The organism is Glycocaulis sp. (assembly GCF_051859565.1).
GTDB lineage: Bacteria > Pseudomonadota > Alphaproteobacteria > Caulobacterales > Maricaulaceae > Glycocaulis.
Window position 1 is genome coordinate 456,064 of record NZ_JBHYFK010000002.1, and the last position, 26,545, is coordinate 482,608.

Below are 26,545 nucleotides of genomic sequence, written 5' to 3' on the forward strand. Positions count from 1 at the left end.
GTTGACGTGAACGTCAACTTCGCGGACAGTGGACGCATGAAGGCGTCACCCTCTGCAGAGGCACTCTATTCGATCCGCGATCTGGCCGCATCGTTCGGTGTGACGCCGCGCGCCTTGCGCTTTTACGAGCAGCAGGGGCTGATATCGCCGCAGCGCAAAGGTGCCACGCGCCTCTACACCGCCGCTGACCGGGCCCGTCTGATCCTCATACTGCGGGGCAAGCGCGTCGGGTTTTCGCTGGCCGAGATCAAGGAAATGCTCGATCTTGAGGCGACCGAACATGCCAGCCGCGGGCATCTGGAGAACTCGATCCTGCGGTTTCGCGCGCGTATCGAAGACCTGAAGCGCCAGCGCGACGACATTGACGATGCGATAGGCGAGTTGGAAGCGGGCTGCGTGTGGATGGAAGAGCGCCTCAATGATCGCGATCCGCCTGAAGACATCAAGCGCCGCGCGCGCGCCTTCGAGGCGCTGGCCGCTGCGCGCCTGATGCAATGGTCTGTCGGACCGCCAGACCAGCCCTAGATTTCCGATGCGCCCGCCCGGCGGGAGCACCCTTAGAACACACCCAGGACATCAATACCGGAGACACCCTTCATGCCCAGCTACCGCGCCCCCATCCGTGACCAGCGCTTTGTCCTCAACGATGTGCTGAATGTTCAGCAGTACAGCAATCTGCCGGGCTTTTCCGATGCCAGCGCCGATATTGTCGATGCCATTCTCGAAGAGGGCGGCAAGTTCTGCGAGAACGTACTCTATCCGCTCAACAAGGTAGGCGATCATGAAGGCTGCCGCCTCCAGCCTGACGGCGAAGTGGTGGTGCCCAACGGCTTTAAAGAAGCCTATGACCAGCTGACCGAAGGTGGCTGGACGGCGCTTTCGGCGGATCCGGAATATGGCGGGCAGGGCCTGCCGCATTATCTGAATCTGGCCTTCAACGAGATGGTGACGGCCACCAATATGGCGTTCGGCATGTATCCGGGCCTTACCGGCGGCGCCGCGCAGGCGCTCCATGTCGGCGGGTCTGACGAGCAGAAGCAGCTCTACCTGCCCAAGATGATCTCCGGCGAGTGGTCAGGCACGATGAACCTGACCGAGCCGCATTGCGGTACCGACCTTGGCATGCTGCGCACCAAGGCGGTGCCCAATGGCGATGGCACCTACAAAATCTCCGGCCAGAAGATCTGGATCTCGGCCGGTGAGCATCCGATGAGCAAGAACATCATTCACCTCGTGCTCGCCCGCGTCGAGGGTGCGCCCGCTGGCGTGAAGGGTATCTCGCTCTTCGTGGTGCCCAAATTCATCCCCGACGAAAATGGCAATCCGGGCAAGCGCAATGGCGTGAAGTGCGGCGGGCTGGAAGAGAAGATGGGCATTCACGGCAATGCCACCTGCGTGATGAATTATGACGAGGCGACCGGCTGGCTCGTCGGCGAGGAAAACAAGGGTCTGCGCATCATGTTCGTCATGATGAACGAGGCGCGCCTCGGCGTTGGCCTGCAGGGTCTGGCTCTCGCCGAAACCGCCTATCAGTACTCGCTGGCGTTCGCGAAGGACCGCATTCAGGGCCGTTCGCTGACGGGGCCGAAAAACCCCGATGGCCCGGCTGACCCCATCATCGTGCACCCTGATGTGCGCCGCATGCTGATGGACCAGAAAGTGTTCGTCGAGGCGGGCCGCGCCTTCACGCTGTGGACCGCCCTGCAGGGCGATCTCGAACACAAGGCGGCCGACGAGGAAACCCGTACCAAGTCTGGCGACTACATGGCGCTGCTCACCCCGATCGTGAAGGCGTATCTGACCGACAAGGGCTATGACAGCGTGTCGAAGGGCCTGCAGATCCATGGCGGGTCCGGCTTCACCCGCGAATGGGGTATCGAACAGCTCCTGCGCGATGCACGCATCACCCTCATCTATGAAGGCACGAACGGCGTGCAGGCACTCGATCTGGTGGGCCGCAAGCTCGCCATGAACGGGATGCGCCCGATCAACACCTTCTTTGCCGAGATGGACGCATTCGTGGCCGACAATAAAGGCAATAAGGAGCTGGAGCCTTTCCTTGATGGTCTCGCCGCCACCAAGGCCAAGCTGCAGAAAGCCACCAACTGGCTGGTCGAGAAGGGTCTTGAGAATTTCGACAATGCCGGCGCGGCCTCGACCGACTATCTCCACCTCTTTGGCCTGACCTGCTTTGCCTGGATGTGGGGCCGGATGGCGAAAGTGTCGCTGGAGAAGATCGCGGAAGGCTCTGACGATCCGATCTACGCCTCCAAGCTGGCAACCGGGCACTACTTCCTGCAGCGCTGGCTGCCCGATGCCGACGCGCATCTGGCCAAGGTGGAGGCCGGCGCCGACACCATGATGGCCCTGACCGCCGAACAATTCTGATCCAAACGCCTACAGGAGACGACCCCATGTCTGCCAATGCCGCCGCCATTCTGGCCAATCCGAAACCGTCCTGGCTGGATCAGGAAGATGTGAACATGTTCGATCATGCGGTGCGTGGCTTTCTGGAAAAGGAATGCCTGCCGCATGGCGACCGCTGGGAGAAGGAAGGCGCGGTCGATCGCGAGATCTGGACCAAGGCAGGCGAAGCCGGGCTTCTCTGCCCGGCAGCACCGGAAGAGTTTGGCGGCGCGGGCGGCGACTGGCGCCATGACTATGCTTTCCACATGGCCGTATCGGAGCTGGGCGTCGATGGCTGGGGCGCGTCTTTGCACAACTCAATCGTCGGCCCCTATGTCTGGCATTACGGCACGAAAGAGCAGAAGGAAAAGCTGATCCCGAAGCTCATTTCGGGTGAGTATGTCGGCGCGATCGCGATGACCGAGCCGGGTGCAGGCTCTGACTTGCAGGGCGTGAAGACCAGCGCCGTCAAGGATGGCAATGGCTATCGCATCAATGGCGCGAAAACTTTCATCACCAATGGCGGCACGGCCAATTTCATCATCGTTGTGGCCAAGACAGATCCCAAGGCCGGCGCCAAGGGCACCTCGCTCTTCCTCGTGGAAACCGACGGGCTGGAAGGCTTCCGGCGCGGACGCAATCTCGACAAGGTGGGTCTCAAAGCCCAGGACACGGCAGAGCTCTTCTTCGAGGACATGTGGGTGCCTGCCGATGCGCTGCTGGGCGAGAGCGAGGGCATGGGCTTCATCCACCTCATGGAGCAGTTGCCGCAGGAACGCCTGCAGATCGCCGTTCAGGGCGTGGGCATGATGAAGCGCGCGCTCGCCGAAACCATCGCCTATGTGAAGGACCGCAAGGCGTTCGGGAAATCGATCATCGAGTTCCAGAACACGCAGTTCAAGCTGGCCGAGCTGAAGACCAAGGCGACCATTGCCGAGGTGTTCGTCCAGCACTGCTCGGACCTGCTCATCCAGGGCAAGCTCGATGCCTCTACCGCCTCCATGGCGAAATACTGGGTCACCGACATCCAGTGCGAGCTGGTGGACGAATGCGTCCAGCTCCATGGCGGCTACGGCTTCATGAACGAGTATCCGATTGCCCGCATGTGGCGCGATGCACGCGTGCAGCGCATCTATGGCGGCACCAACGAGATCATGAAGCTGCTGATTTCACGGACGCTGTAGGGATGAGCGAACACACCGCCACGATTGTCTGGACGCGCGATGGCCAGGACTTCGCGTCCAACCGCTATTCAAGGCGCCATAACTGGCACTTTGATGGCGGGGCGGTGGTGGCCGGGTCGTCGGCACCGAGCTCGGTGCCGGAGCCGATGTCAGACCCGGCAGCGGTGGACCCGGAAGAGGCCATCGTGGCGGCGCTTTCCAGCTGCCACATGCTGTTCTTTCTCGCCCTGGCCGCCAAGGCGGGTTTCACTGTCGACCACTACGAAGACAAGGCGATTGGCACGCTCGGCAAGCGCGCTGACGGGCGCATGGGCATGACGGGCGTGGAACTTCGGCCCGAGATAGCCTTTTCAGGTGACAAGCGCCCGGGCGCTGATGACATCGCCCGGCTCCATCATGAGGCCCATGAGCGCTGCTTCATCGCGAACTCGGTCAATTTCGACGTCGTGGTGAAGGGGGCCGGAACCGGAGACGCCCGATGACCCGCCTGATGACTTTTACCGCCCTTGCTGCCGCCTTCCTTCTTGCTGCCTGCGAGCCGCCTGACCGTCCCCCGGAAGGTGATCTGCGCCCCGACCCGGTAGAGGGAATGGCTAGTGGGGAAACTGCGGACCAGCCCGGCGCCGATCCGGTATTCGGCGGTGCGGACGATGATGACGCGCTGGATTATTTCAACGCCAACTTTGTCGGCCGCTGGGGCATGAGCCCGGCGTGCGAACCGGAAGGCATATTCCGCTCACCCCGGAGCGCTGGGCCCTCTACGAGCTTGTCTGCGAGGTGAACACGCTGGGCCGGGAGGGCGAGATGAGCTTTGCCCGCGTCTCCTGCAGCGCCGAAGGCCAGAGCGAACCGGACAAGACACTGACCATAAGGGCCACTGGCCCGGACGAAATCACGGTGGAGGACGGTCATTACGACTGGGTCCGCTACCGCTGTGCATAAGAACCGCCAACAGGGAGTTTCCCATGACCGACGCCTATATCTATGACGCCACGCGCACCCCGCGCGGCAAGGGCAAGAAGAACGGCACGCTGCACGAGATCACCGCGCTGCAGCTGGCTACCCAGCAGCTCGAAGCGATCCGCGACCGCAATAATCTCGACACCAGCGCGATTGATGATGTGATCCTGGGTTGCGTCTCGCCGGTAGGCGAGCAGGGCGCCAATATCGCCCGCGCAGCGGCGCTCAATGCCGGCTATGCCGAGACGGCGTCGGGCTTTCAGGTGAACCGTTTCTGTGCCTCCGGCCTTGAAGCGGTGAACCTGGCGGCTGCGAAGGTCATGTCCGGCGAGGCCGACATGGCCATTGGCGGCGGTGTGGAAGCGATGAGCCGCGTGCCCATGGGCTCTGATGGCGGCGCGATGGTCGTCGACCCGGAAATGGCGTTTGACCATTATTTCGTGCCGCAGGGCATCTCGGCGGACCTGATCGCCTCCAAATATGGCTACTCGCGTGATGACGTGGACGCCTATGCGGTGGAGAGCCAGAAGCGCGCCAAGAAGGCGTGGGACGAGGGCCGGTTCAAGAAATCGGTCGTGCCGGTGAAGAACCAGCTTGGCCTCACCCAGCTTGACCATGACGAATACATGCGCCCCGAGACCGACATGCAGTCGCTGGCGAGCCTTAAACCGGCCTTCCGTGATCTCGCGGCCTTCGTGGGTCTCGATAATGTCGCGATCCAACGCTATCCGGATGTGGAGAAGATCAACTTCGTCCACCATGCGGGCAACTCGTCGGGCATTGTGGACGGTGCGGCGGCGGTGCTGATCGGCACCAAGGAGATGGGCGAGAAGCTGGGTCTGAAACCGCGCGCGCGCATCCGCTCCATGGCCTCCATCGGCTCTGAGCCGACCATCATGCTGACCGGCCCGGCGCCGTCTGCGCGCAAGGCGCTGAAGAAAGCCGGCATGAACCCGGAAGACATCGATCTTTACGAGATGAACGAGGCGTTTGCCGCGGTCGTCCTGCGGTTCATGGAAGATCTGGGCGTCCCGCACGACAAGGTGAACGTCAATGGCGGCGCGATTGCGCTCGGCCACCCGCTGGGCGCGACCGGCGCGATGATCCTCGGCACCCTGCTCGACGAGCTGGAGCGCACCGGCAAGGGCACGGCGCTGGCCACGCTCTGCGTCGGCGGCGGCATGGGCACAGCCACCATCATCGAGCGGGTGTGATTGTAATGACCGGCAAGCCGGAACAGCACGAGGACAAGGGTGGCAGCTTCATTTCGGGCCTGCCACTGGGCCTGGTCATGGGCGCCGGCATCGGTGTCGCGCTGGGGGTTGGCATGGATAATATCGCCCTTGGAATCGCGTTCGGGATCGCCATTGGCATCGCCATGGCCCCGGCTTTCGGATCAAGCAGCAAGCCACGTTCAAAACCAGACAGTGACGGCGCAGCCGGTGACGGCGCGCCCGATCAGGAGACAAAACAATGAGCTACACACATTTCAAATTCGAGCTGGATGCTGACGGCATTGCCCTCATCACCTTTGACTCACCCAACGTATCCATGAACGTGCTTTCGGCTGCCGTCATGGCCGAGCTGGGCCAGATCGTCGACAAGATCGGCTCTGACGACAAGATCAAGGGCGCGGTCATTACCTCGGGCAAGAAGGCGTTCTGCGCAGGCGCGGACCTCTCCGAGCTGGGCGCAGGCATGCTGGACCTGAAGGGCCTCTCCGAGGACGAAGCCAAGCAGAAGCTGTTTGACACCGCCTTCCGCCTGAACTCGCAGCTTCGTGCGCTGGAGACCTGCGGTAAGCCGGTCGCGGCGGCCATTAATGGCCTGGCGCTCGGCGGCGGGTTCGAGGTGACGCTGGCCTGCCATTACCGCGTGATGGCGAACGATACCGGCGCCAAGCTGGGTCTGCCCGAAAGCCTTGTCGGCGTTCTGCCCGGCGGTGGCGGCACGCAGCGCCTGCCTCGCCTTGTCGGCGTGATGAATGCGGCCCCGGTCATGCTGCAGGGCAAGCAGCTGGATGCGGACACCGCCAAGCAGCAGGGCGTGGTTCACGAAGTGGCGCCTGTCTCTGAAATCGTTGCCAAGGCGAAAGAGCTGGTCAAAGCCAATCCGCTAGGTTCCAAACAGCCCTGGGATCAGGACAAGTTCAAAATCCCCGGCGGTGGTCCTTTCCACCCGCAGGGCATGCAGATTTTCGGCGGCGCGTCCCCGATGCTGCTTAAAGAGACCTACGGCAACTACCCGGCCCAGCGCTATATCCTGTCCTGCGTCTATGAGGGCCTGCAGGTGCCGATCGATGCGGGCCTGCGCATTGAGAGCCGCTACTTCACCAAGCTGCTGATGCGCCCGGAAAGCCGCAACATGATCCGCTCGCTCTTCCTGTCCAAGCAATCGCTGGACAAGGGCAGCCGCCGCCCCGCCGGTCAGGAGAAATCCGAGATCAGGAAGATCGGCGTCATCGGCGCAGGCTTCATGGGTGCGGGCATCACCACCGTGTCGGCCCAGGCCGGGATCGAGGTCGTGCTCATCGATGTCAATCAGGAAGGCGCCGACAAAGGCAAGCAGCACGCGGTCGACTTCTTCGCCAAGGGCGTGAAGCGCGGCAAGATCAGCGAGGAGAAGGCCAAAAAGCTGGCTGATCTCATCACCGCGACGACCGATTACGGCGCGCTGAAAGACGTCGATCTCGTCGTCGAGGCGGTGTTTGAAAACTCCGACCTGAAAGCGGAGATCACCAAGAAGGCCGAAGCTGTCATGCCCAAGGGCGCGATCTTTGGCTCCAACACCTCCACCATTCCGATCAGCTCGCTGGCGAAAGCGTCAGAGCGTCCGGACAACTTCATCGGCATTCACTTCTTCTCGCCGGTCGAGAAGATGAATCTGGTCGAGCTGATCGTGGGCGAGAAGACGGGCGATCTCGCCGTCAGCCGCGCCATCGATTTTGTCGGCAAGATCAAGAAGACGCCGATTGTGGTGGCCGATACGCGCGGCTTCTACGCCAATCGCTGCGTGATGCGCTATATCGAGCAGGGCATGTATCTGCTGACCGAAGGCGTCAAACCCGCCCTTATCGAGAATGCGGCGAAAATGGCGGGCATGCCCGTCGGCCCGCTCTCCCTGCAGGACGAGGTGGCCATCGATCTGGGCTACAAGGTGCTCCAGCAGACCAAGAAGGATCTGGGCGACCAGTTTGAGGACACGCCCAACGCACAGGTCATCGAAAAGATGTATGAGCTCGGCCGTTATGGCCGCAAGAATGGCAAGGGCTTCTACGTCTACGAGGAGGGCGGCAAGCGCCTGTGGGAAGAACTCGGTCAGTTCGCTCCGGGCGGCAAGTTGCTGGCGGAAGACCAGCAGCCCAGCGTGGGCGAGATCAAGGACCGCATCCTCTATGCGCAAGCCATCGAGGCGGCCCGCACCATGGCTGAAGGCATTGTCGAAGACCCGCGCGAGGCCGACGTCGGCTCCATCCTGGGCTGGGGCTTTGCGCCCTATACCGGCGGGGTGATCTCCTTCATCGACACGGTTGGCACAGACAAGTTCGTGGCACGTGCCGACGAGCTGGCCAAGAAGTACGGCAAGCCGTTCGAAGTGCCCCAGCTCCTGCGCGACATGGCAGCGAAGAAGGAAACCTTCTACGCCCGGTTCAATCCGGATAAGAAGGCGGCCTGAGAAACGCGGAGGAGGCTTGGCGGGGCTTGCCCCCTAAGTCTCCTCCGTCTCCGCTTTGAGGCGCGCGCGCTGCTGCTCCAGGGTCTCCGGGTAGTTCTCCGTATCGCCGTAATCGAGAAACTCCGCATAGCGCCGGTGCGTCCCCTTCACGCGTTCGGCGTGCTTGATCGGACACCAGTACTGCTCGGTGCGTGAGGCGATCTCGTGGACATAGGCGAGCACGCCGTTGGCGTAGGAGCAGTAGAGGCAATTGATTTTTTGCAGCACATTCAGATAGGGCAGGCGGTGGCGGTCGAACACCAGATATTCGCGCCGCTTCACCTGCCGCAGCCCGTAGACGCGAAAACAGATCGCCTGGAACAGGCTGGCCGTCAGATCGAGCAGCGCCACCGGAATCGCTACCGCGTAGATGAAGGGTGAGGTGAGAATCTCCAACAGCCCCGACTTCGCCAGAAACCGCCCCGCCGACATTTTCAGCTTGTGATGGCTGGCCGTCAGTTCGCGGCCGAAGACAGCCCGGCCTTCCTTCCAGCGTACCCCGAGCTCGCGCCGCCGCGCGATCAGCTCCGTTTCCAGCTCGTCTTCCAGCGCTTGGATATGCGCAATGAGGTCGTTGATCGTGCGTCTCATGGGGCGGGCCTCCGCGACGGGTGAGAGCAGCCAGTGTGGCACGAATGGCGACGCAAAGCGCCGCGTAATGCGCTATATCGAAGGATATGTATCTGCTCACCGAAAGTGTCAGACCGGCGCTGAATGCCGCGAAGATGCCAGGGCAACCCTAAACGCTCAAACCCTCCACCACCTCCTCCTGACGTCTCGTCATTTGCCGATCCGGTGGACAGGCGGGCACGCCTCTCATACCTTAGCGCAAATAGTATTACCTATTAGTCTGGAGGATCACCATGACATCGCCAACCTCCATCAAGCTGGATGATGACATGAAGCGCCGTGTCCAGGATCTTGCCAGGACAAGGAAGCGCTCGTCGCACTGGATCATGCGCGAAGCCATCTCGCAGTATGTCGAGCGCGAGGAAAAGCGTGAGGCGCTGCGCCGGGCGACGATTGACGCATGGGAAGAGTTTCAGGCGAGCGGGCAGCAGGCAACAGCCGAAGAGGTTGATGAATGGCTGGCAAGCTGGGGAACTGACAATGAGCGTCCTGCCCCCGTATGCCGCAAGTAATTTTTGCCCCGGCGGCGATCCGGGATTTGCCGCGCTTGCGCGGCTTCCTGCAGCCCAAAAGCGCGGATGCCGCAGGCCGCGCGGGTGAGGCAATCCGGCAGGGCGTGAAAGTCCTTGGCGCGTATCTGCGCATGGGCCGGCTGGTTGATGACTTGCCCGAGCCGTTCCGCGAATGGCTCATCGACTTTGGCGATAGCGGATATGTCGTCCGATACCATATCGATGCGGATACCGTGACGATCCTCGCGATCTGGCATCAGAAAGAAGCGGGGGTCTAGATCGGGTGATGCCCGGCTTTTTTGTGTTTGCCAGTCTGAACTTCGTCACCCCCGCGCAGGTGTTGTGTTTCGCGAGATCGTAGGGCAAAGACGGTGCATGGGGCTCTGGGTTCCCGCTTGCGCGGGAACGACGAGGTAAGAGGCGTGAGCCCGCCTAAACGCTCAAACCCTCGATCACCTTCGCACGCAGCTCCGCCAGCCGTTCAGGCGGTGTCTTGAATAGGCGGCGGGCTTTGAGGTCCATCATGCAGGCGACGCCCTCAATGGACCAGAGCGGCTGGCCGCTAACAGGGTCCAGCATCCAGTGGACCAGCGAGCGGACGTTCTCGTTCGCGCCGATAAGCCCGGAACGCATCAGATAGCCATCTCCGGGCAAAGGCAGGCGGCGATAGATGATGCGCGCTTCCAGCAGCGCGCCGCCCAGCTCCAGCCCGGCCCCGTCGCCATGGGCGGACCATTCTTCGGGGAAGCCGTCCCTGAAATGGATCACGCTGTCGGAGGTTTTGCCGATGGCGGATTCCGCGCGCATGCGCCCGAAAATATCGGCATCTTCCGGCCCGAACCGGCCGCGTCCTGTCACCGCCATGCCCAGCCTGTCGGCAAGTGTCAGCGAGATGTCGCTGCGCGGTTTGGAGGCGGTGAGGGTGCGCGGCGTCACTTCGGCAGGCCGCTCGATGCTTAAGGCTTCCAGCCCTTCGCGCAGCCGGTCTGACCATTTGAAGGGCTTGCCCGAACGCGGATCGCAATGATCGAGCCGGATGAGGAAGCTTGCCGCCGGGCGTTCCTTGACGGTGTGCTCCATGATAAGGGCCAGCTCCACACTGTCCTCACCGATATCCGTGACCCCGCCCCGGATCACCAGCGGCACACCGGCATGGCATTCGGCAAGATAACGCACCTGCAGCTCGCGCGTGATTAGCGTGGCGATGGCGTCGCTGCGGAAGGCATGGCGCATACCGGCAAGGTCGGACAGCGTGCCGACCGCCTGCATGGCCTTGGCGATGTAGAAGCGCACATTCATGTGCCCCAGCTCATCGCACTCCCACGCATTCGCATTGCCGCGCCACAGCTCTTGCATGCTGGCCTCCCGCCTCTTTGTCTGACGGGGAAAAGCCTAGGCCGGTTCGGGCTGGCGCGTCACGCCTTGCTGCAGGCTGCGCAGCGCCCGTAATGCTCCAGCACGGAGCGGGCGATCTGAAAGCCTTCCGGCGTGTGGTCGGGCAGGGCAGGGGCGTGCTGCTCGCGCACCGTGCCGCAGGTCTCGCAGATGAACAGCTCGGCAATCTCGTCACCATGCCCGTGGACGCAGGCCAGATAGGCATTCAGCGCCTCTACCCGGTGGGCAAGGCCGGCCTGGGTGAGAAAGTCGAGCGCCCGGTAAATGGTTGGTGGCTGGGCGCTGCCATCGGGTTTCAGCGCAGCCAGAAGATCATACGCCTTCACCGGCCCGCCCGCCTCCAGCAGCAGCTCAAGCACGCGCTTGCGCAAGGGGGTGAGCGACAGGCCTTTCTGCGCGCACAAGGCGTCTGCCTTGGCGAGCTTGGTCTCGGTACTGGTGTGCGTGTGTCCCATAAGCCTCACCGATACAGCGATCGCGGCAAAAGCGCGAGCCTTTCTGCATATGGGTGCAGCGCGCGGGGTTGCCAGCGAGCGTTATGTAATAATATGACATCGCGCAACAGTATAACGTTGCGCTGTTGGCTTGGCCGGCGGCGTGATCTCCCCACGAATGCAGGAGCCATCATGAAACACGCGCGCACCTCCCTGATGCTGGCCGCCAGCGTCTCAGTCCTCGCTGCCGCTTCCAGCGGCGCGCTGGCTGACACATTCGCTGACGAAGTGGAAACCATCACGGTGACCTCCTCGGCGCTGGCCGTGTCGCGCGATTCCGTGACCGGGTCGGTCGATGTGCTCGACCGCGATGAGCTGATCCGTAATCTCGACAGCAATATTGCCCAGACGCTGGAGCGCCTGCCCGGCGTGTCGACCACCTTCTTTGGCCCTGCGTCCGGCCGCCCGGTTATCCGGGGCCTCGGCTCGGAGCGCGTACGCGTGCTGATCAATGGACTCGACGGGCTTGATGCCTCGTCCTCCAGTCCGGACCACGCTGTAGCGGTGGATGTGCTCGGCTCCACGGGCGTTGAAGTGCTGCGCGGCCCGGCTGCGATCGGATTTGGCGGCGGCGCGATTGGCGGCGTGGTCAACGTGTTTGATGGCCGTATCCCTGAGACCATGCCGGAAAACCCGGTTTTCGGCGAAGTCTATCTGGGCGCAACTTCAGGCAATGAAGGCCGCGAGGGCTTTTTCCGCGGTGGCTTTGTGTGGGGCGAACTGGTTGCACAGGGCGAATTCCAGCGCCGTCAGGCCCGCGCCTATGATATTCCCGGCTTTGCGGAGTCCGCGCGCCTGCGGGCCATGGAAGATCACGATCATGATCATGATGATCACGACGATGACGATCATGACGATCATGACCACGACCATCATGATGAGGAGGCATTCGGCTTCGCCCCGGACACCGACTATGTGTTTGAGTCCGGCTCGCTGGGTGCGTCGATTGTCGGAAATTGGGGTTTTGTCGGCATCGGGTTCAAGCGCACCGAGGCCGAGTACGGCATTCCCGGCCACGTCCACCCGCATCACGACGACCACGATCATGATGATGATCACGACGACGATGACCATGATCATGATCACGACCATGATCATGGTCATGAACACGCGCCGCGCCTTGTGCTGGAGCAGACCCGCGTGGACCTGCGCGGCGAGATTGCCCTCAACGGTTTCTTTAACCGGGTGCGCTGGTCGCTGGCCTATGCCGACTATGTTCATGCCGAAATCGAGGATGACGAGCAGACCATTTTCGACAAGGAGGGCTTTGAAGCCCGCGTTGAGCTGCGGCACGGCCATGGAGACCAGCGTCAGGGTGCCTGGGGTGCCACGGCGCTCACCCAGGACTTCGAAGCGACCGGCGACGAAGCTTTCATCGAGGCTGTCACCACCCAGGATTTCGGCCTGTTCGCTACCGAACGCTGGGATTTTGACAGCTGGGGCGTGGAGATCGGTGCCCGTGCCGACACGCGCGAGCTGACGGCGCAGAGTGCCAACCGCCGCTTCAACTCGGTCTCGGCGTCTGGCGCGGTATTCCTGCGCCCGGCAGAGGGCTGGTTCCTGGCCGGAACGCTGTCCCGTTCCGAACGCGCGCCCAGCGATGTGGAAGTGTTTGCCGACGGTCCGCATCTGGCCACCCAGGCTTATGAGGTAGGCAATCTCGACCTGTCGACGGAAGTGGCGTGGTCGATTGAAGGCACGGCACGTTACACGTCCGCCGGGGGCCTCAGCGCGGAAGCGTCGGTGTTCTATGCCGACTATGACGGGTTCATCGAACTGTTCCCGACGGGGGCGGAAGAGGATGGCCTGCCGGTTCTGGAATTCCGTCAGGAAGATGCACGCCTCTACGGATTTGAAGCGCGTATCAGCGCACCTCTGTTTGCCCTGTCAGGTTTTGACTTCACCGGCGAGGCGAGCATCGACTATGTGCGCGGCGAAATCGATGGTGGAGGCAATCTGCCGCGTATCTCGCCTATGTCTGGCGCGCTTTCGGTCACCGCCGACAATGGCCCGCTCTCGCTGCGCACCGAAGCCCGCTTCGTGAGTGAGCAGACGCGCGTGTTCGAGAACGAACTGCCGACAGACGGCTACACGTTGCTCAATGCGGATGCCCGCTGGCGTCCGTTTGCCGAGCGTGACGTCCAGTTGATCTTCGCAGTGCGCAATATCACCGATGAGGAAGCGCGCATCCACTCCTCCTTCCTGAAGGATTACATCCCGCTGCCGGGCCGTAATGTGCGGGTGGCGCTGGCGACACGTTTCTAGTTCTCGCTGGCAAGAGGCTTGCATACAGCCCTGCACGACTAACGTGCGGGGCTGTGTTGCCTTGGAAAGGCTGCTCCGCTAACAAGCCCGCAAGTGTTTTTTCAAGGGGAATTACAAATGGCCGACGCCAATCAGGGAATGCCCGAAATCAAGGGGACATTGCCGCTTTACAAGAAGCCCGAGCCACTCAACGCCCAAGCTCATAAGGGCAAGGGGCTGAAGTACGGTGATCGTCCGTTCGACTTCCTGAACGAGACCCATTTTGTGCCGGTCACTGTTGGCGAGTTTGCGAATGCTGGTGGTGTGTTCCCGCTCATATTCCTGGGTGACACCAAGACAGTGGTCGCTGTCATGGGGCTGCAGGCGGGAGAGAACCTGTTTGTAGACCCTGCGACGGGGGCATTCTCGCCCTTCAGTTACGTGCCGGCCTATATCCGGCGCTACCCGTTCGTGGGTGCAGTGCACACCAACGAGGAAGACCGCTTCACCGTTTGCGTCGACGCCGGTTCGCACCTCTTCTCGGACACGCCAGACGTGCCGTTCTTCGACGAAGACGGGAAACCGTCCGAATTCACCAACCGCGCAATTGACTTTGTCCGGCGTTTTGAAGCGGACGTAGCCGCAACCCAGGCCTTCATTGACCGGATGAAGGAGCTGGACCTGTTTGAAGAGCAAGAGACCAATTTCCAACCGCGCGACAATGCGGGCCAACCCGTCGGCAAGCCGCAGGTTGTTGCCACTTACTGGGGCATTTCGCTGGCAAAAGTGAATGCGTTGCCGACCAAAACCCTCGAGGAGCTTCGCGACAATCGGTATCTTGGCGCAATCTATGCGCATCTGCTCTCAATGGCTCGATGGGACCAGTTGCTGGCGCGCGCTGCATCACGCAATGGCCAGAAGGTGACTGCGGCGGTTGCTCAACCCACCATGGCGCCGCCTCCGCCCGAGGCATAAACCGGCCTTCATACGGCGATAGAGTTGTAATGGCGGTCCCTCTGGGGCCGCCATTTGCGTTTCTGGCTGCCGCGTGCAGATCACAAGACCGTCAGCCCCCTCGTTACCGATTGGAATGACAGCTATATCTGTCGGCTGCATCGGAAGATGAATGTAGGGAGACTGCCTTGCTGCGCGCCATTCTTGCCGGATGCCTTGCCGCCCTTTTTCTGTCGACCGGACTGGCGGCCGCGCAAAGCGCCAGCGGGCCGATGGTCGAGGCGAGCCTTGTCAGCGACCGCAGTTCGGTAGCGCCGGGCGAAACCTTCCGCCTCGCCCTGCATCAGGAAATCACCCCGCACTGGCATACCTACTGGCGCAATCCCGGCGATAGCGGCGAAGCGACCCGCCTGTTCCTGGACCTTCCCGAGGGATGGACCGTTGGCGAGATGGTGTGGCCCGCGCCGGACACTTACCGGCTCGGCCCGCTGACCAATTACGGCTATGAGGATCGGGTCACGCTGCCCGTGCCGGTGACGGTACCGGCTGATGCAGAGCCCGGCACAGTCACCATTACCGGCGAAGGCACCTGGCTGGTCTGCGAGGATATCTGCATCCCCGAGGATGCCACGTTCGAGATTACACTGGAGATCGGAGAGAGCGTTGACGATGCCAATGGCGCCCGTCTGATCGAGGCAGCCTTCGCTCTGGCACCGCAACGGGGCGTGGACATAGAAGCCGGCCTGATCCATGACGGCGATGCCCTGATCCTGACATTGGCTGGTGACACATTCGCGCCCGGTCCTGACGGAATACGCGAGCTCTATTTCTTCCCGCATGATGGCGGTGTGGTGAATCACAGCGCGCCGCAGCCCGCGCGCATCGAGGACGGGTTTGCCCGTATCGACCTGACGCCCGGCTTCCTCACCCGTAATGCCATCAATGCCGATTATACCGGGGTTCTGTCGTTCGAGGCGTTTACGGGCCGCAACTGGCAGCGCCGCGTCATCGAGGTGACGGCTGCAGCGGATGAGCAGGTCAACGATCTGGCCGCGCCGGCGCCTGTCACGGCAGCAACCGGGGGCTCTGGCGGTGGCACGCCTGCACCGGCCATCAGCTTCTGGCAGGCCGCCCTGTTTGCGCTTGTTGGCGGCCTGATCCTCAATCTCATGCCATGCGTGTTCCCGATCCTGTCCATGAAGGCGCTCACCATCGTGCAAAAACGCGGCGCGGAGCGTGCCCATGCGCGCGAGCTGGGCCTGATCTTCGGGGCAGGGGTGATTATCACCTTCCTGGCGCTCGGTGGCCTTGTACTGGCGCTGCGCGGCCTCGGCGGCATGGAGGTCTGGGGCTTCCAGCTGCAGGAGCCATGGGTGGTTGCCGGCCTTGCCGCGCTGATGTTCCTCATCGGTCTCAATTTTCTCGGCTTCTTCGAGATCGGGACGTCCCTGCAGAATGTCGGCGGCAGCGTGCAGGGCAATGACCGCTCGGGTGCGTTCCTGACAGGCGTTCTGGCTGTCTTCGTGGCTGCGCCCTGCCTTGCGCCGGTGATGGCGAGCGCGCTCGCCTTTGCGCTGGCCCAGCCGCCGCTTGCCTCGCTGACCATTTTTGCCTTCCTGGGCGTCGGCCTTGCCCTGCCCTTCGTGATCGTCAGCTTCGAGCCGCGCCTGCTCGCCTTCCTGCCCAAACCCGGCGTGTGGATGGAGCGCTTCAAGCAATTCCTTGCCTTCCCCATGTTTGCCACGGCGATCTGGCTGGTCTGGGTCTTGAGCGTGCAGACCGGCGCAGCTGGCGTGCTCTGGATACTCGTCCTGTTTTTGGCGATCAGCTTTGCGGTCTGGGCCCTCCGCTCGCCGACCCTGCTTTCGCGTGCGGCAGGCATTGCCGGTGTGCTGCTGGCCGCCGGCGCACTCTGGACAACAGCCAATCTGGAACCAGCGGCCATTGCGGCGGGTAATGGGGAGTATGAAGAGTGGAGCCCGGCCCGGGTGGAGGAGCTGCGCAGCGAGGGGCGGCCTGTGTTCGTCGACTTTACCGCCGCCTGGTGTGTGACCTGTCAGGTCAACAAGCTGGGCGCGCTGGCAGACAATCGCGTGCGGTCAGCCTTCGCCGAAAACAACGTCGCGTTGCTACGCGCGGACTTCACCAATCGCGATCCTGTGATCGCCGGGGTACTTGCCGAGCATGGCGCACCCGGTGTTCCATTCTACCTTATGTACCCGGCAGATGGCGGAGAGCCGGACATCCTTCCGCCGCTGTTGACTGAGACCATCATGATCCGGGCGGTGGAGGCTGCCGCCGGTAACTAGTGCCACTCGAAGCCTTGCCCTTTAACCTGAAGGAGACTTCCCGCCATGGCCATTTCCCGCCGCACCTTTACGCTTACCGCCAGCCTTCTTGCCGCGACCGCGCTGAGCTTCGGCGCTCCCGCTCATGCCAGCCCGGTAATCGGCGAACGCGCGCCCGACTTCACCGCCACCACCGCGACCGGCGAGACGGTCACGCTGGCCGATTTTGCCGGCCAGACCGTCATGCTGGAATGGACCAATCATGACTGCCCGTTCGTGGTGCGCCACTATCAGGGCAATATGCAGTCCCTCCAGGATGAAGCGGCCGGCAATGACGCTGTCTGGATCCAGGTGATCTCCTCGGCCCCCGGCGAGCAGGGCTATGTCAGCGCCGAACGCGCGCTGGAGCTCAATGTCGAGCGCGGTGCCAATGTCGCCCACGTCTTCATGGACCCGGAAGGCGTGATCGGCCGCGCCTATGATGCCCGCACCACCCCGCACATGTATGTGATCGATGGCGAAGGCACGCTGCGCTATAATGGCGGTATTGATGACCAGCCGCGTCCGCGCGCTGGCGATCCCGACCCCATCCCCTATGCGCAGATCGCGCTCAATGCCGTGCTGGCGGGTGAAGAGGTGGAAACGCCCGAGACCCAGCCCTATGGCTGCAACGTGAAATACGTCGACTAGAAGCAGGTGATCGCAACAGGCCCCGGATACCGCGAACGCGGTTCCGGGGGTTCAGCAACAGTTCGATCTGAACTCCCGGAGGTCCGAAGGGCCATCCGGGACCTCGTGCAGAACACGTTGAGAGAGGCCCCGGATCGCTGCGCGTCCGGGGTTTCATCTATCCCGCAGACGGACAGGAAGGCGGAAAGCCGGTATCGGCGCCTTCGGTTTCCACATCCGCTGCGATGATGACGGCGTGAGAGAAGGTGCGCGCCAGCTGGCGGTAGTCTTCCGCGCTTGCCGGGTCAGCCTCCAGCGCCGTGCGGCGTAGGTCCGCGTCCTCGGCCATGCCCCGGAAGATGCAGGGCAGATCAGCCGGGCCGCCATGCGTATCGATATGAAGCGCCAATGCGCGCATGTCCGCCGAGAACCGCACTGTATCGGCCATAAACGGATCTTCGGCTTCGGCGGTGGGAGCGCTGCCTGCCTCGAGCAGGTCCGCCCGCGCCTCGGCCTCGCCCTGCAAGCGCTCAGAGAGCGCAATCAGGCGTCCCGCATCCTGTGCAAAGACCGGCGAGGTGGCAGCGGCGAGCAGGAGAAGGCATGCGGCGAGGGCGCGTATGAGCTGCATTGGAACACTGGCCTTTAAAGCATGGACGGCTAGTTGATGACCGTGCAAGGGGCGGGCCGCTTGAAAGCGGCGCGTGCAAAGGCTACTCCGGCCCTCCTTTCGATAGCGTTTCCATTCCCGTTCCCGTTTCACGGATCACACCCATGGCCAAAGAGAAAACCTTCCGTCCCAAGGCGCGCCGCCCGCGCGGGTTCGAGGACCGGGCCGCCCATGTGATCCGGGCCGAGCGCGCGCTGGTGAGTGCCGCCTCTGCCGTCTATGAGCGCTGGGGGTTTGAGCCGCTGGAAACGCCTGCGTTCGAGTATGCCGATGCGCTCGGCAAGTTCCTGCCAGACGAGGACCGTCCCAATGAGGGCGTGTTCGCCATGCAGGATGATGACGGGCAATGGATGGCGCTGCGCTATGACCTGACCGCTCCGCTCGCGCGCTTTGCGGCCGAAGGCTTTCAGGATCTGGTCAAACCCTATCGCCGCTATCAGTTCGGCGAGGTTTGGCGCAATGAGAAGCCGGGGCCGGGCCGTTTCCGCCAGTTCGTCCAGTGCGATGCCGATAATGTCGGCGCCTCCGGCCCTGCCGCCGATGCGGAGATGATCGCGCTCGCCGCAGAAGTGATGCGCGCGGCTGGCCTGAATGACAGCGAGTTTGTCATCCGGGTAAATGATCGCCGCCTGCTGGATGGTGTGCTGGAAAGCCTCGGGTCCGCCGACGATACGCGCCGCATGCGCGTGCTGCGCGCCATCGACAAGCTGGACCGGCTGGGCATGGAGGGCGTGGAGCTTCTGCTCGGCAAGGGCCGCAAGGACGAAAGCGGCGACTTCACTGAAGGGGCCGGGCTGGACGAGGCGCAACGGCGGCTTGTCTTGAATTTCATCAGCCATTCAAAGAACGTCGCCCAATGGGAAATGGACTCAACGAAAGAGCCAGCTGATGCCGTTCTGAATGGTTTAAAGCCGCTGCTTTCAGGGTCTCGTGGCGGAAGTGCCGCTCTTGCCGACTTGGAAGCCATAGCCGATATCCTTGGGGCGCTGGAAATATCTGGGGCGTGGATGATCGACACTACGGTCGTTCGCGGGCTTGGCTATTATACTGGCCCGGTCTTCGAGACCGAGCTGCTGGCCACCCCCACCTACGCCGATGGCAGCCCGATGCAGTTCGGCTCGGTGGCCTCCGGCGGGCGCTATGATGATCTCGTCGCGCGCTTTACCGGCCAGCAAGTGCCCGCGACGGGCTTTAGTTTCGGGGTTAGCCGGTTTGCCGCCGCTCTTTCCGCATTGGGACGTCTGGAAGGGGCCGATGCTGCGCCGCTCGTCATCGTGGTCGCTGCCGACAAGGCCCGTATGGCAGATTATTTCGCGATGGCCGCTGAACTGCGCGCCGCGGGCCTGCGCGCGGAAGCCTTTACCGGCAATGGCAATATGGGCAAGCAGCTCAAATACGCCGACCGGCGCGATGCGGCCTTTGCCGTCATCTGCGGCGAGGAGGAGTTCGCCAGCGGCACCGCCCAGATCAAGGATCTCAAACTCGGCGCGGAACTCGCCGAATCGATCACCGACCGCGATGAGTGGAAAGAGCAGAAGCAGCAATTCTCGGTGCCGCGCAGCGAACTGGTATCGGCGATCCTCACCCGTCTGTCCGCGCGCGGATAATGGGTGCGCTGCGGCAAAAACGAAAACCTGCCTTGCATTAAAGGGTTGACGGATGCGAGCCATCGAGTCAGTTTCTTTAACAGACAGGGCCTGACCGTCTTGTCTTCTTGAGTGACGGCTCTGGGGAGGAGACGTCTCTTATCGACCAACCAAAATTTCAAAGCCCGGCATCTTCTGGATGCCGGGCCTTTTTTTGGTTTGGGGTCGCGTACGGCTCAGCAAGGCTGTCATCCTCCGGCCGCGAAGCGGTCCGGGGGACCCATGCCTCTTTAGTTCCGCAACGCATCCGCGTTGCGATGTTCCGCGAAAAGTCGCGGGCGGCCGGTCGGCCTTGCGGGCCGCTTTACGGCCCGAAATACAAGCTCTCAGGCATGGGTGGCCCGGATAAACCGGGCCATGACAATGCGTTGTTCCTACTCCCCACCGGCCAACACCGGTTCCGGGCGCTGGCGGATCATGCGCTGGCCTTCTTCGGAGTTGAGCCAGCCGGTCAGGGCATCGCCTTCCAGCTCTTCGCCGTCCAGCCAGACGCGCAGGCGGCCATCGCGGTCTTCAATGCGGACATTGCGGCGCTCTGAACGGTCTCGCCATTCCATCGTCTCCGGGGGCGCGCCGTCGCGGCGCAGGACGACCACGCGGCGCTCGCCCTCGGCGTCATCGCCCAGGAAGACGGCGTGCTCGTTGCGGAACTCGGCGATGCGGGCTTCCAGGCGGGCGCGAGCCTCTATCAGCTCTGCACGCTCCTCCGCCGTCATCGGGCGGGTTTCGCCGTAGCGCGTGACCTCTCCGCGTTCCAGCGCCTCGTCTATGGCACGCAGACCTGCTTCCATCCCGCGCGCACCGGCGCGCAGGCCGATCGCATGGGCGCGTTCGCCGTGCAGGCGGGCAAGGTGTGCGGCCTGCCTTGCATGCTCGCCTTCAGCGCGGGCCTCGGCGGCCCGGTCGCGGGCGCGTTCGACCATCGCCCGGACGCGTTCCCGGTCAGCAGGGCCAAACTCGCGGTCACGCCAGTGCAGGCCGATATCCGCCTCTACGCGGCCGGGCAGGGCATCCAGCGCCGCGCGCAGGGATTCCATTGCCTCGTCCAGAATGGCGTCGTGTTCGTCCGTCCAGCCCGTCTCCTCATCAAGCGTGAATTCCAGCATCACCCGGCCATGACGGCCCGGTGCGGCGGGGGCGGGAGGCGCTCCGGCCCGCTCGACCATCACCATGCGCGGCGGATGAGGCGGTTCTGGCGGAGCCGGTGTGGCGGCGATGAGCAGCGGGCTGGCCGCTACGGCCCAGATGAGATGTTTCATGGACGTGTTCCTCCCTTGATGGGGGGAATAAAGGGGTGCGGCGCCTTACCGCGACATGACATCCATCTTAAATTCCGTCCAACTGAGAAGCAAAAAGGGCGGCTCAGATGAGCCGCCCTTTCGGTAGTCGCTAAGAGGACAGAGCCTAGAAGCCCATATCGCCCATGCCGCCACCCGGCATGGCCGGAGCGGATTCTTTCTTCGGCAGTTCGGCAACGGCCGCTTCGGTCGTGATCATCAGCGAGCCGACAGAGGCCGCGTCCTGCAGGGCAGTACGCACCACTTTGGCCGGGTCGATGATGCCGAAGGCGAACATGTCGCCATACTCTTCGGTCTGGGCGTTGAAGCCGAAACCGTGCGAGCTGTTTTCCAGGATCTTGCCGACAACGATGGAGCCTTCGACCCCGGCGTTTTCGGAGATCTGGCGGATCGGCGCCTGGATGGCGCGCGCGATGATGGCGATACCTTGGGTCTGGTCGGCATTGTCACCTTCCAGGCCTTCAAGGGCCTTGGCCGCTTTGAGCAGGGCCACGCCGCCACCGGCCACGATGCCTTCTTCCACCGCAGCGCGGGTGGCGTTCAGGGCATCGTCAACACGGTCCTTGCGCTCTTTCACTTCGATCTCGGAGCCGCCGCCGACCTTGATCACGGCCACACCGCCGGCGAGTTTCGCCAGACGTTCCTGCAGCTTTTCCTTGTCGTAGTCAGACGAGGTGTCTTCGATCTGCTTGCGGATCTGGTTCACGCGGCCTTCGATCGCGGACTTCTCGCCAGCACCGTCAACGATGGTGGTGTCGTCCTTGGTGATCGAGACGCGCTTGGCCGTGCCCAGCATGTCCAGCGTGACGTTTTCCAGCTTGATGCCGAGATCTTCGGAGACAACCTGGCCGCCGGTCAGGACAGCGATGTCCTCCAGCATGGCCTTGCGGCGGTCGCCAAAGCCCGGAGCCTTCACGGCAGCCACTTTCAGGCCGCCACGCAGCTTGTTGACGACGAGCGTGGCCAGCGCCTCGCCCTCGACATCTTCAGCCACGATGAGCAGCGGACGGTTGGACTGCACCACGGCTTCCAGGACCGGCAGCATGGACTGCAGCGAGGAGAGCTTTTTCTCGAACAGCAGGATGTAGGGGTCATCCAGCTCGACAGCCATCTTCTCGGCATTGGTCACGAAGTAGGGCGACAGGTAGCCGCGGTCGAACTGCATGCCTTCAACGACATCCAGCTCGGTTTCGAGGGATTTGGCTTCCTCGACCGTGATCACGCCTTCATTGCCGACTTTTTCCATGGCGCGGGCGATCATCTCGCCGATTTCTTTTTCGCCATTGGCCGAAATCGTGCCGACCTGGGCAATCTCCGAAGAACCCTTGATCGGGGTGGAATTGGCCTTGATGTCCTCGACGACTTTGGCAACGGCCTTGTCGATACCGCGCTTCAGGTCCATCGGGTTCATGCCGGCGGCCACAGACTTCATGCCTTCACGGATGATGGCCTGGGCCAGAACCGTGGCGGTCGTGGTGCCGTCACCGGCTTCGTCATTGGTGCGCGAAGCGACTTCGCGGACCATCTGGGCGCCCATGTTCTCGAACTTGTCTTCCAGTTCGATTTCCTTGGCGACCGAAACACCGTCTTTCGTGGTGCGCGGCGCGCCGAAGGACTTCTCGATGACCACGTTGCGGCCTTTCGGGCCGAGGGTCACTTTCACGGCGTTGGCAAGGGTATCGACACCCTTGAGCATGCGTTCGCGCGCAGAGGCGCCAAACTTGACTTCTTTAGCGGACATGTGTGTCAGCTCCTTGTTCGATCAGTCGATTGAATAGGGAAAGGTTTGGACCAGACCTAGCCGACAATCCCGAGGATGTCGGATTCCTTCATGATGAGGAGTTCCTGGCCGTCAACCGTGACTTCGGTGCCCGACCATTTGCCGAACAGGATGCGGTCACCGGCTTTCACGTCCAGCGGGCGCACGGTGCCATCATCCTTGATGGTGCCGCTGCCAGCGGCGATCACTTCGCCTTCCTGGGGCTTTTCCTTGGCCGTGTCGGGAATGATGATCCCGCCCTTGGTCTTGGATTCTTCCTCGACGCGCTTCACGAGCACGCGGTCATGCAGAGGACGAAAAGTCATCGCGTCACGTCTCCATTTTCTGGGCGCAGGCAGTTGGCGCCCGCAAACATAATGAGTTCTGGCTCAGTCCCGTTAGCACTCGATGCTCCCGGCTGCCAGTCCGCCGGAGATAAGCAGGGGGCCGGTTAGCGTCAAGGGGCGGGTGCGATTGCAGGGAGCCTTTTTCGCATTCATGCGTTTACCCGGATCATTCAAGCTGCGTTCATCTCTCTGTCGCGTAAGTTTCGTGGCCAGAGGCGACCGGACGCGCTAGTCTTCGGGGCCTAATTCGTTCACGTCACCATGGAGCTTGATAGCCATGATCTTTCGTTCTCTCACTGTTGCCGGCATGGCGTTGACCATGGCGGCTGCCTGCACCACCACCGACCAGTACGGCAATGTCACCCAGAACCGCACTGGCACGGGCATTCTCGGTGGTGCGCTCGCGGGCGCTGCCCTCGGCACGCTGGCGGGCGGCGATGACCGCCGCAACGCGCTGATCGGCGCAGGCATTGGCGCCCTCGCGGGCGGCGCTGTCGGCAACTATATGGACCGTCAGGAGCGCGAGATGCGCGAGCGTCTGCGCGGGTCCGGCGTAACCGTGCGCCGTGAAGGTCAGGACCTCTATCTGGTCATGCCGGGCAATGTGACCTTCGCCACCGGCCAGGCCAATATCGAGCCGAACTTCTTCCCCATTCTCAACGATGTGGCCGACGTTCTGCAGACCTATCCGGCGACCTATGTCGACGTGATCGGCCATACCGACTCCACCGGCGGGCGTGAGCTGAACATGCGCCTGTCTGCGCAGCGTGCGCAGGCCGTTGCCGGCTATCTGCAGCAGGTCGGCGTTGATGGCCGCCGCTTCTTCATCACTGGCGCGGGCCCGGACTACCCGGTTGCTTCCAACGCCACCGATGCGGGCCGCGCGCTGAACCGCCGCGTCGAAATCAAGATTGCACCGCACACCCAGAGCTAGGTTTGCAGGTACTGTGATCTGCGGAAGGGGCAGGCTGAAAGGCCTGCCCCTTTTGCGTTGCGGCCTCTGACATTGTGACGATTGCAGCGTAAGCTTGCCGCTGCACGTGTGCGATTCGCGTGCTGGGGATTTGACGGAGGTCTCGCCATCATACCGCGCACGACAGACATGCTCGTCGTCATTACCTACGCGATGCTTGCCATCGTGGCGGCGCTGGCGTTCGAGCGGTTTGGCCTGATGAGCTCAGGGCTTGCCTGGGTGATGGGCGCGGTCGTGTTCCTGATCGCCGGACAGGCGCATGCCGCAGCCGCGCGCGCCGAGGAGCGCCGGGCGACCGAGAAGGCACTGCATGAGCTGCGTGCGGCGAACCTCTCCCTGATCGAGGAGCTGGAGCTGGCCAGCGCGCGCATCGAAGAGGTGGAAACGCAGCTCGCCACGCAGCCTGCCCGCCCGTCAGCCCAGATTACGCCCGCCAACTATGCGCGCTCAGCCGTACCGGCGCGCGACGAGGGGCCGGGCGATGAGCTGCTCAACGAGATTCTGCAAAAGCTGGAAATGGCGGGCGCGGGGCCGGCGGCGAACGTGTCCAGCTCGGCGCGTGTGGAGCTGATCCGCGATGCGCTCGATGCCAACCGGGTCGATCTTTACCTGCAGCCGGTTGTCGGCCTGCCCCAGCGGCGCACGTATTTTTATGAGGGCTTCACCCGGCTGCGCGATGCCAAGGGCAATGTCGTCACGCCTGCGGGCTTCCTCAAAGCCGCTGAGGAGCATGGCCTCATCGCCGAGGTAGACAATCTCCTGCTGCTGCGCTGCGTGCAGATCGTGCGCAAGCTGACCAAGTCGGACCGGCGCGTGGGGATTTTCTGCAATATCTCGGTGCGCTCGCTGACCGATGAGGAGTTTTTCCCGCCCTTCCTTGATTTCCTGCGCCGCAATTCCGATCTCGCCACTTCGCTGATCTTCGAGATGCCGCAGGCGGCCTTTGACGGGCGCTCCTCGGTGGCCGCGCGCCACATGGCAAGGCTCGCCGATTACGGTTTCCGCTTCTCCATTGATCAGGTCAGCAATCTCAATCTGGATCTGGCCGAACTGCAGCGCGCGGGCGTGCGCTTTGCCAAGGTGGAGGGTGTGCGCCTGATCGAGATGGCAGGCGGCCACATGCCGGTGGCGGGCCGCGAGCCCGGCACGATTGCGCCCGAAGATATTGCCAGCCTGTTTGCCCGCTATGGCGTCGACATCATAGCGGAGAAGATCGAGACCGAGGCGATGGTGGTCGAAATCCTCGATCTCGACATCGCCTATGGTCAGGGCCATCTCTTCGGCGCGCCGCGCCCGGTGCGCGAGGACGTGCTGTCTGAAGGTGGCGCAGAGGCGCGGCGGGCGGGGTAGAACGATGTCCTCCCCCGTTTACGGGGGAGGTGTCAGCGAAGCTGACGGAGGGGGGAATCTTTCCCCTTCAAAATCCCCCCCTCGGTCCTTCGGACCACTCCCCCCGCAGGCGGGGGGAGACATCGATATGGGCTGACCAGTCTTGTCAGTTGCGCAGATTGCGGGCTCTGGCATGACATGGCCGCAAAGGGCGGTTTTCGCCCCGCTGGAGCCGTCTCATGCGCGTCTGCCTCCTTGCCCTCATCGTCCTCCTGATGGCCTGTAGCGGCGTCTCAGCACCCCTGGCGGGCGCAGCGGAACCCGCGCCGCTTTGGTATAATGAAACACCAGAAGACTGGCCGCTGGAGACGCCGCCGCTCTACACGCTTCTGGCGCTGGAATGGATGGCTTATGGCCACAGCTACCGTATCATCGCCGGGCAGGCCTATCAGGCTTATCGCGAGGGTGATTACGCCCTTTCCGCCCGGCGCTTCAACCAGCTGGCCGATTATTTCGATGACGCGCTGACGGGTCCGCGCAGGCGCGATGTGGAGGCGCTGATTGGCTATGAGTACCGGATGAGCGCGGTGTTCGCGCGTGTCAACGCGGCCTTGGCCCAGCGCGCAGCCGGAGATCACGCGGACGCGGTGGAAACGCTGCGCCCATTGGTGCTGGAGTTCGTGCCGCTCGCGACCGATCTCGCTGAAGAGAAGGTATCAGCAGGCCTGGCGGCGGGCGATACCGTCTTTGCGCGCGCGGCGGCTGAAGACCTTGCCCGCCAGTTCGAGACACAGCGCTGGACTGAAGAGCATGATGAGCGGCTTGTGGTCATGTTCGCGGCGATAGAGGCGGCGGAAGCAAACTGATCGTTAGCCCTTCAGGACTGTCATCCTCGGGCCGCGCAGCGGTCCCGGGGACCCATGCCTCTCTTGGCTCCGCAACGCATCCGCGTTGCGATGTTCCGCGAAAAGTCGCGGGCGGCCGTTCGGCCTAGTGCCCCCTGACGGGGGCGGGATTGGCTCCCCGGCGCGCAGCGCCGAAAAGCGCGACCGCGCGCCCGCAGCTTTAGCGAG

At 62.9% G+C, this 26,545-nt stretch carries 25 protein-coding genes; 18 read left to right on the plus strand and 7 right to left on the minus strand.

Annotation, left to right across the window (positions count from 1 at the left end; genetic code table 11):
• The first annotated feature begins 6 nt into the window (after positions 1-6).
• The 8 genes from ACTIGC_RS04730 to ACTIGC_RS04765 all read left to right on the plus strand — a co-directional run bounded on the left by ACTIGC_RS04730 (position 7) and on the right by ACTIGC_RS04765 (position 8,225).
• Positions 7-525 (plus strand): MerR family transcriptional regulator, encoded by a 519-nt coding sequence (locus tag ACTIGC_RS04730; RefSeq protein ID WP_439633307.1) that lies wholly within the window; start codon positions 7-9, stop codon positions 523-525.
• Between the two features lie 72 nt (positions 526-597).
• Positions 598-2,388 (plus strand): acyl-CoA dehydrogenase C-terminal domain-containing protein, encoded by a 1,791-nt coding sequence (locus ACTIGC_RS04735; protein ID WP_439633308.1) that lies wholly within the window; start codon positions 598-600, stop codon positions 2,386-2,388.
• A 26-nt stretch (positions 2,389-2,414) separates the two neighbouring features.
• The gene (locus ACTIGC_RS04740; protein ID WP_439633309.1) at positions 2,415-3,590 is read left to right on the plus strand and encodes an acyl-CoA dehydrogenase family protein; all 1,176 of its coding nucleotides are present in this window, start codon (positions 2,415-2,417) and stop codon (positions 3,588-3,590) included.
• A 2-nt stretch (positions 3,591-3,592) separates the two neighbouring features.
• A complete protein-coding gene (locus tag ACTIGC_RS04745) occupies positions 3,593-4,072 on the plus strand; it encodes an OsmC family protein (protein WP_439633310.1) in 480 nt (159 codons plus the stop codon).
• A gap of 229 nt (positions 4,073-4,301) precedes the next feature.
• On the plus strand, positions 4,302-4,532 hold the full coding sequence (locus ACTIGC_RS04750; RefSeq protein ID WP_439633311.1) for a hypothetical protein: 231 nt from the start codon (positions 4,302-4,304) through the stop codon (positions 4,530-4,532).
• Between the two features lie 23 nt (positions 4,533-4,555).
• The gene (locus tag ACTIGC_RS04755; RefSeq protein ID WP_439633312.1) at positions 4,556-5,764 is read left to right on the plus strand and encodes an acetyl-CoA C-acetyltransferase; all 1,209 of its coding nucleotides are present in this window, start codon (positions 4,556-4,558) and stop codon (positions 5,762-5,764) included.
• 5 nt (positions 5,765-5,769) lie between these two features.
• The gene (locus ACTIGC_RS04760) at positions 5,770-6,027 is read left to right on the plus strand and encodes a hypothetical protein (RefSeq protein WP_439633313.1); all 258 of its coding nucleotides are present in this window, start codon (positions 5,770-5,772) and stop codon (positions 6,025-6,027) included.
• The gene (locus tag ACTIGC_RS04765) at positions 6,024-8,225 is read left to right on the plus strand and encodes a 3-hydroxyacyl-CoA dehydrogenase NAD-binding domain-containing protein (protein ID WP_439633314.1); all 2,202 of its coding nucleotides are present in this window, start codon (positions 6,024-6,026) and stop codon (positions 8,223-8,225) included. The genes ACTIGC_RS04760 and ACTIGC_RS04765 overlap by 4 nt, the downstream gene beginning before the upstream one ends.
• Positions 8,226-8,258: 33 nt before the next feature.
• On the opposite strand, the gene ACTIGC_RS04770 is transcribed toward ACTIGC_RS04765, so the two are convergent.
• Positions 8,259-8,855 carry a hypothetical protein gene (locus ACTIGC_RS04770; RefSeq protein WP_439633315.1) on the minus strand — a complete coding sequence of 199 codons (597 nt, stop codon included), beginning with the start codon at positions 8,853-8,855 and terminating at the stop codon, positions 8,259-8,261.
• A gap of 272 nt (positions 8,856-9,127) precedes the next feature.
• On the opposite strand from ACTIGC_RS04770, the gene ACTIGC_RS04775 reads away from it, so the two are divergent.
• Together ACTIGC_RS04775 and ACTIGC_RS04780 are read left to right on the plus strand one after the other, a co-directional pair.
• Positions 9,128-9,406, plus strand: coding sequence for a CopG family ribbon-helix-helix protein (locus tag ACTIGC_RS04775; protein ID WP_439633316.1), 279 nt, complete (start codon positions 9,128-9,130; stop codon positions 9,404-9,406).
• Positions 9,394-9,684, plus strand: coding sequence for a type II toxin-antitoxin system RelE/ParE family toxin (locus tag ACTIGC_RS04780; protein WP_439633317.1), 291 nt, complete (start codon positions 9,394-9,396; stop codon positions 9,682-9,684). Before ACTIGC_RS04775 ends, ACTIGC_RS04780 begins: the two co-directional genes overlap by 13 nt.
• A gap of 154 nt (positions 9,685-9,838) precedes the next feature.
• Here ACTIGC_RS04780 and ACTIGC_RS04785 read toward each other — a convergent pair whose 3' ends face one another.
• Together ACTIGC_RS04785 and ACTIGC_RS04790 are read right to left on the minus strand one after the other, a co-directional pair.
• Positions 9,839-10,762: a thioesterase family protein gene (locus ACTIGC_RS04785; protein WP_439633318.1), complete on the minus strand. Its 924-nt coding sequence runs from the start codon at positions 10,760-10,762 to the stop codon at positions 9,839-9,841.
• A gap of 59 nt (positions 10,763-10,821) precedes the next feature.
• The gene (locus ACTIGC_RS04790; RefSeq protein WP_127567967.1) at positions 10,822-11,256 is read right to left on the minus strand and encodes a Fur family transcriptional regulator; all 435 of its coding nucleotides are present in this window, start codon (positions 11,254-11,256) and stop codon (positions 10,822-10,824) included.
• A 171-nt stretch (positions 11,257-11,427) separates the two neighbouring features.
• Here ACTIGC_RS04790 and ACTIGC_RS04795 point away from each other — a divergent pair, with 171 nt between their 5' ends.
• The 4 genes from ACTIGC_RS04795 (at position 11,428) to ACTIGC_RS04810 (ending at position 17,471) form a co-directional block, all read left to right on the plus strand.
• On the plus strand, positions 11,428-13,560 hold the full coding sequence (locus tag ACTIGC_RS04795; protein ID WP_439633319.1) for a TonB-dependent receptor: 2,133 nt from the start codon (positions 11,428-11,430) through the stop codon (positions 13,558-13,560).
• Positions 13,561-13,677: 117 nt separating this feature from the next.
• Positions 13,678-14,514: a SapC family protein gene (locus ACTIGC_RS04800; RefSeq protein ID WP_439633320.1), complete on the plus strand. Its 837-nt coding sequence runs from the start codon at positions 13,678-13,680 to the stop codon at positions 14,512-14,514.
• Positions 14,515-14,681: 167 nt separating this feature from the next.
• Positions 14,682-16,802, plus strand: coding sequence for a protein-disulfide reductase DsbD family protein (locus ACTIGC_RS04805; protein WP_439633321.1), 2,121 nt, complete (start codon positions 14,682-14,684; stop codon positions 16,800-16,802).
• A gap of 45 nt (positions 16,803-16,847) precedes the next feature.
• The gene (locus tag ACTIGC_RS04810; protein ID WP_439633322.1) at positions 16,848-17,471 is read left to right on the plus strand and encodes a redoxin domain-containing protein; all 624 of its coding nucleotides are present in this window, start codon (positions 16,848-16,850) and stop codon (positions 17,469-17,471) included.
• Between the two features lie 157 nt (positions 17,472-17,628).
• Here ACTIGC_RS04810 and ACTIGC_RS04815 read toward each other — a convergent pair whose 3' ends face one another.
• The gene (locus ACTIGC_RS04815) at positions 17,629-18,081 is read right to left on the minus strand and encodes a hypothetical protein (protein WP_439633323.1); all 453 of its coding nucleotides are present in this window, start codon (positions 18,079-18,081) and stop codon (positions 17,629-17,631) included.
• 143 nt (positions 18,082-18,224) lie between these two features.
• Between ACTIGC_RS04815 and hisS the strand changes: the two genes are divergently transcribed.
• Positions 18,225-19,727 (plus strand): histidine--tRNA ligase, encoded by a 1,503-nt coding sequence (hisS, locus tag ACTIGC_RS04820; protein ID WP_439633324.1) that lies wholly within the window; start codon positions 18,225-18,227, stop codon positions 19,725-19,727.
• Positions 19,728-20,140: 413 nt separating this feature from the next.
• Here the strand turns inward: hisS and ACTIGC_RS04825 are convergent, their stop codons facing one another.
• The 3 genes from ACTIGC_RS04825 to groES form a co-directional block, all read right to left on the minus strand.
• Complete coding sequence (locus tag ACTIGC_RS04825) at positions 20,141-21,025, minus strand: hypothetical protein (RefSeq protein ID WP_439633325.1); 885 nt, start codon at positions 21,023-21,025, stop codon at positions 20,141-20,143.
• 145 nt (positions 21,026-21,170) lie between these two features.
• Positions 21,171-22,805, minus strand: a complete 1,635-nt coding sequence (gene groL, locus ACTIGC_RS04830) for a chaperonin GroEL (protein ID WP_439633326.1) — start codon at positions 22,803-22,805, stop codon at positions 21,171-21,173.
• A gap of 56 nt (positions 22,806-22,861) precedes the next feature.
• Positions 22,862-23,149 (minus strand): co-chaperone GroES, encoded by a 288-nt coding sequence (gene groES, locus ACTIGC_RS04835; RefSeq protein ID WP_127567946.1) that lies wholly within the window; start codon positions 23,147-23,149, stop codon positions 22,862-22,864.
• Between the two features lie 298 nt (positions 23,150-23,447).
• On the opposite strand from groES, the gene ACTIGC_RS04840 reads away from it, so the two are divergent.
• The 3 genes from ACTIGC_RS04840 (at position 23,448) to ACTIGC_RS04850 (ending at position 26,338) form a co-directional block, all read left to right on the plus strand.
• Positions 23,448-24,104 carry an OmpA family protein gene (locus ACTIGC_RS04840; protein WP_439633327.1) on the plus strand — a complete coding sequence of 219 codons (657 nt, stop codon included), beginning with the start codon at positions 23,448-23,450 and terminating at the stop codon, positions 24,102-24,104.
• Positions 24,105-24,272: 168 nt separating this feature from the next.
• Complete coding sequence (locus ACTIGC_RS04845) at positions 24,273-25,493, plus strand: EAL domain-containing protein (RefSeq protein ID WP_439633328.1); 1,221 nt, start codon at positions 24,273-24,275, stop codon at positions 25,491-25,493.
• A gap of 218 nt (positions 25,494-25,711) precedes the next feature.
• Complete coding sequence (locus tag ACTIGC_RS04850) at positions 25,712-26,338, plus strand: hypothetical protein (RefSeq protein ID WP_439633329.1); 627 nt, start codon at positions 25,712-25,714, stop codon at positions 26,336-26,338.
• The last annotated feature ends 207 nt before the right edge of the window (positions 26,339-26,545 follow it).

Coding starts and splice junctions, on each gene's coding strand:
- ACTIGC_RS04735 (WP_439633308.1), top strand. CDS start 598: ATGCCCAGCTACCGCGCCCCCATCCGTGACCAGCGCTTTGTCCTCAAC.
- ACTIGC_RS04740 (WP_439633309.1), top strand. CDS start 2,415: ATGTCTGCCAATGCCGCCGCCATTCTGGCCAATCCGAAACCGTCCTGG.
- ACTIGC_RS04745 (WP_439633310.1), top strand. CDS start 3,593: ATGAGCGAACACACCGCCACGATTGTCTGGACGCGCGATGGCCAGGAC.
- ACTIGC_RS04755 (WP_439633312.1), top strand. CDS start 4,556: ATGACCGACGCCTATATCTATGACGCCACGCGCACCCCGCGCGGCAAG.
- ACTIGC_RS04760 (WP_439633313.1), top strand. CDS start 5,770: ATGACCGGCAAGCCGGAACAGCACGAGGACAAGGGTGGCAGCTTCATT.
- ACTIGC_RS04765 (WP_439633314.1), top strand. CDS start 6,024: ATGAGCTACACACATTTCAAATTCGAGCTGGATGCTGACGGCATTGCC.
- ACTIGC_RS04770 (WP_439633315.1), bottom strand. CDS start 8,855: ATGAGACGCACGATCAACGACCTCATTGCGCATATCCAAGCGCTGGAA.
- ACTIGC_RS04775 (WP_439633316.1), top strand. CDS start 9,128: ATGACATCGCCAACCTCCATCAAGCTGGATGATGACATGAAGCGCCGT.
- ACTIGC_RS04780 (WP_439633317.1), top strand. CDS start 9,394: ATGCCGCAAGTAATTTTTGCCCCGGCGGCGATCCGGGATTTGCCGCGC.
- ACTIGC_RS04785 (WP_439633318.1), bottom strand. CDS start 10,762: ATGCAAGAGCTGTGGCGCGGCAATGCGAATGCGTGGGAGTGCGATGAG.
- ACTIGC_RS04790 (WP_127567967.1), bottom strand. CDS start 11,256: ATGGGACACACGCACACCAGTACCGAGACCAAGCTCGCCAAGGCAGAC.
- ACTIGC_RS04795 (WP_439633319.1), top strand. CDS start 11,428: ATGAAACACGCGCGCACCTCCCTGATGCTGGCCGCCAGCGTCTCAGTC.
- ACTIGC_RS04800 (WP_439633320.1), top strand. CDS start 13,678: ATGGCCGACGCCAATCAGGGAATGCCCGAAATCAAGGGGACATTGCCG.
- ACTIGC_RS04810 (WP_439633322.1), top strand. CDS start 16,848: ATGGCCATTTCCCGCCGCACCTTTACGCTTACCGCCAGCCTTCTTGCC.
- ACTIGC_RS04815 (WP_439633323.1), bottom strand. CDS start 18,081: ATGCAGCTCATACGCGCCCTCGCCGCATGCCTTCTCCTGCTCGCCGCT.
- hisS (WP_439633324.1), top strand. CDS start 18,225: ATGGCCAAAGAGAAAACCTTCCGTCCCAAGGCGCGCCGCCCGCGCGGG.
- ACTIGC_RS04825 (WP_439633325.1), bottom strand. CDS start 21,025: ATGAAACATCTCATCTGGGCCGTAGCGGCCAGCCCGCTGCTCATCGCC.
- groL (WP_439633326.1), bottom strand. CDS start 22,805: ATGTCCGCTAAAGAAGTCAAGTTTGGCGCCTCTGCGCGCGAACGCATG.
- groES (WP_127567946.1), bottom strand. CDS start 23,149: ATGACTTTTCGTCCTCTGCATGACCGCGTGCTCGTGAAGCGCGTCGAG.
- ACTIGC_RS04840 (WP_439633327.1), top strand. CDS start 23,448: ATGATCTTTCGTTCTCTCACTGTTGCCGGCATGGCGTTGACCATGGCG.
- ACTIGC_RS04845 (WP_439633328.1), top strand. CDS start 24,273: ATGCTCGTCGTCATTACCTACGCGATGCTTGCCATCGTGGCGGCGCTG.
- ACTIGC_RS04850 (WP_439633329.1), top strand. CDS start 25,712: ATGCGCGTCTGCCTCCTTGCCCTCATCGTCCTCCTGATGGCCTGTAGC.